The sequence below is a fragment of the Mesorhizobium sp. genome, from assembly GCF_024509055.1.
In the GTDB taxonomy this organism is placed as follows: Bacteria; Pseudomonadota; Alphaproteobacteria; order Rhizobiales; family Rhizobiaceae; genus Mesorhizobium.
The window spans coordinates 1-5832 of sequence record NZ_JANINM010000067.1 but is presented as its reverse complement, the minus strand read 5'-3'; the positions used below and the strand labels follow the sequence as shown (position 1 = coordinate 5832).

General features: G+C 65.6%; 6 protein-coding genes and 1 pseudogene. 3 read left to right on the top strand and 4 right to left on the bottom strand.

Translation table 11 applies throughout. The features are described 5' to 3' along the window. The 3 genes and pseudogenes from Q0L57_RS04015 to Q0L57_RS04005 all read right to left on the bottom strand — a co-directional run. A pseudogene (locus Q0L57_RS04015) lies at nucleotides 1-691 on the bottom strand (two-component sensor histidine kinase); the annotation flags it as partial. Further along, entirely contained in the window at nucleotides 679-1371 is a 693-nt protein-coding gene (locus Q0L57_RS04010) for a response regulator transcription factor (RefSeq protein ID WP_296738432.1), read from the bottom strand. The pseudogene Q0L57_RS04015 and the gene Q0L57_RS04010, both read right to left, overlap by 13 nt. A gap of 3 nt (nucleotides 1372-1374) precedes the next feature. After that, nucleotides 1375-2892: a DUF4173 domain-containing protein gene (locus Q0L57_RS04005; protein ID WP_296738429.1), complete on the bottom strand. Its 1518-nt coding sequence runs from the start codon at nucleotides 2890-2892 to the stop codon at nucleotides 1375-1377. Between the two features lie 287 nt (nucleotides 2893-3179). Between Q0L57_RS04005 and Q0L57_RS04000 the strand changes: the two genes are divergently transcribed. Both Q0L57_RS04000 and Q0L57_RS03995 read left to right on the top strand, forming a co-directional pair. Then, nucleotides 3180-4058 (top strand): CoA ester lyase, encoded by an 879-nt coding sequence (locus tag Q0L57_RS04000; protein ID WP_296738426.1) that lies wholly within the window; start codon nucleotides 3180-3182, stop codon nucleotides 4056-4058. A gap of 47 nt (nucleotides 4059-4105) precedes the next feature. Continuing rightward, nucleotides 4106-4312: a DUF1737 domain-containing protein gene (locus tag Q0L57_RS03995; protein WP_296738423.1), complete on the top strand. Its 207-nt coding sequence runs from the start codon at nucleotides 4106-4108 to the stop codon at nucleotides 4310-4312. A 94-nt stretch (nucleotides 4313-4406) separates the two neighbouring features. Here the strand turns inward: Q0L57_RS03995 and Q0L57_RS03990 are convergent, their stop codons facing one another. Then, nucleotides 4407-4844 (bottom strand): metallopeptidase family protein, encoded by a 438-nt coding sequence (locus Q0L57_RS03990; protein WP_296738421.1) that lies wholly within the window; start codon nucleotides 4842-4844, stop codon nucleotides 4407-4409. A gap of 183 nt (nucleotides 4845-5027) precedes the next feature. Here Q0L57_RS03990 and Q0L57_RS03985 point away from each other — a divergent pair. Further along, nucleotides 5028-5832, top strand: an 805-nt coding sequence (locus Q0L57_RS03985; protein ID WP_296738418.1) for a hypothetical protein, incomplete at its 3' end; no start/stop codon positions are given.

Below are 5832 nucleotides of genomic sequence, written 5' to 3'. Positions count from 1 at the left end.
GCTTGACGATGTTGTTCGGCGTCCGCGACAGGTAGACCACGCCGGCGACCCGGCCCGCGACCTCGGCCGGCATGGCGACGAAGACGCGCACCTTGGTGCCGCGGCTCACCGAATAGAGCGGCGGCGCCGGCTGGTCGGGGATCCTGAGGCGAAGCTCGCTGGCATAGACGCCTGTAAGCGCCTGCTGCACTTCCTCCACCTGGGCGAGCGATGAGCCCACCTCGTCGCCGCCCGCGATCACCACCCCATGCGGATCGAGCAACCGGAAGCCTGCGAGTGTCGTCTTCTGCGTTTCGTCGAGAATGCCGGAGAGCCGCGCGCCAATCGCAGCGAAGGCCGGATCGGCGGTCGCGAGACGCGCCGCCGGACGCGCCGGCATGACATAGTCAGAGGCAAGGTCGAGGCTGGGCTCGATCGGCTGGTAGGGATAATTGGTGTTGTCTCGAACCGTGGGCATCTCCACGCCAAGCTTGTCAGGCGCAATGCCGGCCTCGCGCACGAGGTCGGCATAGACGGCGGCGACGACGGCGCCCTGCGCGATGAGCTCGCCCTCGGTCTGGCGGATGAGCTGATTCTCATAGAGCCGGAAGAAGAACAGGCCGACCAGCGGCAGCGCCATCACCACGATGAGGATGGCGACGACGACGGTGGCAAGTCGCGGCCGCCACCTTTCCTTGCTCAACCACCGCATCGGCCGAGCCGGAAGCCGACGCCATGCACGGTCTCGATCGCATCCCCGCAGCCGACCGTCGCCAGCTTGGCGCGGATGTTGCGGATGTGGCTGTCGACCGTTCGCTCGGAGACATGGATGTTCGATGCATAGGCATTGGCCATCACCGCGTCGCGGCCGAGCACATGCGAAGGGCGGGCGAGGAAGCCCTTGACGATTGCGAACTCGATGGCGGTCAGCACCAGCGGCTTGCCGTCGAAGCTCGCGGCATGGCTTGCCGGAACGAGCACCAGCTTGCCATGCGCGAACGCATCCGCTTCCTCCTCCGCCGCCATTGGTCGCGCGCGGCGCAGGATGACGTTGACGCGGGCGACCAGTTCGCGCGGGCTGAACGGCTTGGTCACATAGTCGTCGCCGCCCATTTCCAACCCGAGGATACGGTCGATTTCCTCGTCGCGCGCCGACAGGAACAGCACCGGCACGTCGGAGCGCTGCCTCAGCCTGCGACAGACCTCCAGCCCATCCATCTCCGGCATGCCGATGTCGAGGACGATGAGATCAGGCGCGCGGCGCTCGACCGCCTGCAGCGCGGCGGCGCCGTCGGCGACGCCAAGCGTCGTCATGCCGGCCTTTTCCAGCGCGAAGCAGATGATCTCGCGGATATGCGGGTCGTCGTCAGCGACGAGGATGTTGTGCGGCATTGATCAGCGGCCCGGTGTGTAGGGTTCGGCGACGGCAGGATTAGCAAGCGAGCGTTGTTTGTCGAGAGTGCGCAGCAGACGCCAGCCGCGAAAGCTCCAGGCATGCCAGTTTTTCTTTCCTGTGCGAAAGTGAAGTTCGGTCATCGCGTCAGGCCCGTCACCGGCCTCGCCGTCAGGGAATGTCTTCTTCTGATGGTCGAAATAGCGGCCAAGCGCTGGCAGGGCGTTGGGACCGAGCGAGCGCACATACCAGACATCGAGAGGAACGCCTTTTCCTGTCATCTCAAACGAATAGTCGACATTGTAGTTGGCGATCAGCGCGGCGAAGTTGACGTAGCAGCAGGCATAGAGCGTCGCCGATAACGTCAGAAGGTTGGCGGAGAGCAGCCATTCGCCGGATTTCGCCAGCGCGATGCGGGCGATGATTAAAGCCAGCCCCACCGCCACCAGCCCCATCCAGACGAAGGCCGCGATGCGCAGATAGGTGAGCGCATAGACATCGACATAAAGGTCGAGCCTCAGCATCGAGGAGACCACCAGCACGATGTTCTGCGCCACCCAGAGATAGACCAGCCGCCGGATCGACGGATCCCGCGACGTTTCGCTGCCGGACCTCAGCGCCGCCAGCACGAAAGCCGCGGCAAGCAGTGCGGTGACGACCAGCGGATAGGCGCCGCGATGCGCATAGGCGGCATAAGTCAGCCCGTCCGGCAGCGTCACGCCACCCCATAGATAGGCGGCGTCGAGCGCCGTCTGCACTGCGAACAACGCGTTGAAGACGATCAGCGCGCGCAGGATCGCCGCCTTGCCGAAGATGATGCCCTCGGCCGGGTTCCTTGCCGATCTGGCGGTCGCGGCGAAAGGCAAGATGGGCCTGATCAGGCGCGGCGGGCGCGGCCTCAGAAAGGCCCAGACGCCAGTGAGCACGACGAGCCAGAAGATGAGCCGGCCCACCTCGATGCGTTCGAGCAGGGCATAGAGGTCGATCAGCGAGAGCCAGTGCTCGATGACCGGATTGGCGGCGCCGAACAGCGCGAGGAAGACGAGGCCGAGCGTGAGCGGCATGGTCCAGACCGCGACCGCGGCAAGCCGGACGCGCCCCCGTCCAAGCCTGCGGGCCACCCCGCGCCAGCGCAGGAAGTCTCGGGCGAAGCGGAAAGGCATCGATACCAGGAACAGGCAGAGCTGGCCGGCGATGCGGGCGAGGCTGGCCCGCAGCCTGCCTGCCAGCGACAGCGCGAACACCGCCAGCGCGACAATCGCGACCAGGACGGAGAGCGGGTTGACATTTTCGACGAGCGGTAGCAACGCCACAAAGAGCGCGACTGGCCTGAGCCAGACCCGGCCGTTGCTCAAGGCGGCGGGATGCGTGGCGACGACCGCGCCGGCGAGCACGATGGCGAACAGGAAGACCGAGATGCCGGCAGGCTGGCCGTAAAAGAGGAAATCCGCCAGCACCACCAGCAGCGCGGCGGCGCCGATGCGGCGGCAGTAGCTTGGTGGAAGCGATACCGTCGTCATGGCCGGGCTTTCCTGACGGTCCGGACATTACGTCGCGGTCGAGGCGCGAAAGGCAGCACGATCGCCGTGGGGCGCGTCCTTGGCGGATCGACGAGCCACCAGCCTTCGTAGCGCAGCCGGTATGGCAGGGAGCAGCGGGATTTCCGATGTGTTCGCATGCCGCCTGTTTCGCCGGTTGGCGCGGAAAGCTCGCGGCGGATCGCCTGAGATTTTCAGCAATGATTTGCAGTTTTGGTGCAGGCCCCCGCTGCTTGCCTCATCCGTCTCCAGGCGGCATAGATTCAAGTATGACCAGCGAACCCTACCGCCCGCGCCGCTCGGTGCTCTACGTGCCCGCCTCCAATGAGAAGGCGCTGGCCAAGATCGCTTCCCTGGCCTGCGACGCCGTCATCATCGACCTTGAGGACGCCGTCGCGCCCGGCGCCAAGGCGGCCGCGCGCGAAAGACTGGCGGACATCCTGGCCGCGCCCGGAAGGCGTTGCGAGATGGTGGTGCGCATCAACCCGCTGTCGAGCGAATGGGGTGCCGACGACCTGTTGGCCGTTGCCAGGGCCGGGTCCGACGGCATCCTGTTGCCCAAGATCGGCACGCCGCGCGATGTCCTCGAGGCTGGCGACCTGCTGGACGACAATTTCGCTTCCGACAGCGTGAAGTTGTGGGCGATGATCGAGACGCCCAAGGCGCTGCTCAACGTCGGCGCCATCGCCGAGCTTGGCCGCGATCCGGCTTCACGCCTCAATTGTTTCGTTGCCGGAACCAACGACCTGGTGAAGGCGACCGGCATTCTGGCGACGCCTGACCGGCGCTATCTGATGCCATGGCTGATGCAGCTGGTGCTCGCCGCCCGCGCCGGTGGCCTCGACGTGATCGACGGCGTCGCCAATGATTTTCGCGATCTTGGCGGCTTCGCGCGCGAATGCATGGAGGGAGCCGCCATGGGCTTTGACGGCAAGTCGCTGATCCACCCCAGCCAGATCGAGCCGGCGAACCGCGCCTTCGCGCCGGCGCCCGAGGCGCTGGCCGCGGCGCGCGCGATCAGGGACGCGTTCGCGCGGCCCGAAAATGCCGGCAAGGGCGTCATCGCGATGGATGGCCGCATGGTCGAGCGGCTGCATCTGGCCGCGGCCGAGAAACTTCTGGCAAAGGCGGCCGCCATTCGCGCATGATGGCCGCCAGACACGGGCTGCCTATAACGCATGACAGGATCGAAACAATGAAACTCTACCGCTTCCTGACCGGTCCGGACGATTCGAGCTTCTGCCATAAGGTGACCGCCGCGCTGAACAAGGGCTGGCACCTGTTCGGCTCGCCGACCTACGCCTATGACACGAAGACCAAATCGATGCGCTGCGGCCAGGCCGTGGTGAAGGATGTCGAAGGCCAGGAATACGGCCCGGACACCAAGCTGAGCGACTGGTAGGTACAGCCGATCTCCCCCCTTGAGGGGGAGATGCCCGGCAGGGCAGAGGGGGGCGTGAAGGAACGAGGCGTTAGCCGCTGAAGCGACCTGACGCTCACCCCGCCGCCGTCTGGTCGACCGCTTCCTCGATCCGCTCCATGTCGTCGTCCGACAGGCCGAAATGATGACCGATCTCGTGGATCAGCACATGGGTGACGATGTCGCCCAGCGTCTCCTCGTTCTCGGCCCAGTAGTCGAGTATGGCGCGGCGGTAGAGCGTGATGCGGTTCGGCCCTTCGCCGGTGTGCGGGTTCCAGCGCTCGGCAATGCCGCGCCCTTCGAATAGGCCGAGCAGGTCGAAGGGCGTTTCCAGCGACAGGTCGTCCATGATCTCGTCGGTCGGGAAATCGGCGATCTGGATGATGATCTCGCCGGTGAGCTTGCGGAATTCCTCCGGCAGGTGGGCGTAGGTCTCCAGCGCCAGGAACTCCATCTCATCCATCGATGGCGAAAGCTGGTCGTGCCAGGTGCGGGTCTTATAGATGCGGGCCATTGGGTATCCTTTGATCCCGGCATATAGGCTTTCGCGCCGGTCGAGGCAAATGAGCCGCCCGGTCGGCTTCTCCCAGGGTAAAGCATCAAGGAATAAATTCCTTGTGACTCTGCTTGACTCTTCCAGGGCCCTCTGGAATCTATAGGAACATAACAGGAACAATTGCTACCGGAAGTGAACGTCATGGCGATGAGCGCCGTGGCGCGGGAAACTGTTTTTGCCCTGCGCCGCCAGATCGCGAAGATCGAAGGAACGCTGCCCGAGCGCCTTGAGGCGCCGTCGGGTAACGCACCTTCCGATGCGGCAAGATCGGATATGACGCTTGTGCGGCGCGGTCTTGCGGTGGCTTCGCCGGACGACTTTCTGCGCACCGGCATCGAACGCCTCGACACCGCGCTTGGCGGCGGTCTGCCCAAGGCGGCGCTCAGCGAAATCCATGGCCTGGAAACCCGCGATGCCGGAGCCGTCGCCGGTTTTGCGCTCTCGCTCGTCAGCCTGATCCTCAAGCAAAGACAGGGGCTGCCGATCCTGTGGATCGGCACCGCGGAAATCTTCCACGAGGCGGGCTTTCCCTATGCCAGGGGGCTCCATGCCCTGTTCGGCATCGCGCCGGAGCAATTGCTGTTTTCCGAGGCGCCGAAACTGCTCGACGCGCTGTGGATCGCCGAGGAAGCCGCCCGGATGACGGCCTTCGCCGCCGTTATCCTCGAGATCCGCGGCAACCCGCAGCGGCTCGATCTTACCGCCACGCGCCGCCTCCATGCCCGCGCCCAGAATGCCGGCCGGCCGGTGCTCTTGCTGCGCCAAGCCGGCGAAGCCGAACCCACGGCCGCGCCGGTGCGCCTCGTCGTTTCGGCCGCGCCCGCGGCGGCGCGCCGGACGGTTGCCGGCCCGCTGGCCGGTTCGATCGGCCGCCCCGCCTTCACCGTCGATATCGGCAAGAGCCGCACGGCCCTGCCTGGACAATTCACACTGGAGTGGAACCCCG

Coding starts and splice junctions, on each gene's coding strand:
- Q0L57_RS04010 (WP_296738432.1), bottom strand. CDS start 1,371: ATGCCGCACAACATCCTCGTCGCTGACGACGACCCGCATATCCGCGAG.
- Q0L57_RS04005 (WP_296738429.1), bottom strand. CDS start 2,892: ATGACGACGGTATCGCTTCCACCAAGCTACTGCCGCCGCATCGGCGCC.
- Q0L57_RS04000 (WP_296738426.1), top strand. CDS start 3,180: ATGACCAGCGAACCCTACCGCCCGCGCCGCTCGGTGCTCTACGTGCCC.
- Q0L57_RS03995 (WP_296738423.1), top strand. CDS start 4,106: ATGAAACTCTACCGCTTCCTGACCGGTCCGGACGATTCGAGCTTCTGC.
- Q0L57_RS03990 (WP_296738421.1), bottom strand. CDS start 4,844: ATGGCCCGCATCTATAAGACCCGCACCTGGCACGACCAGCTTTCGCCA.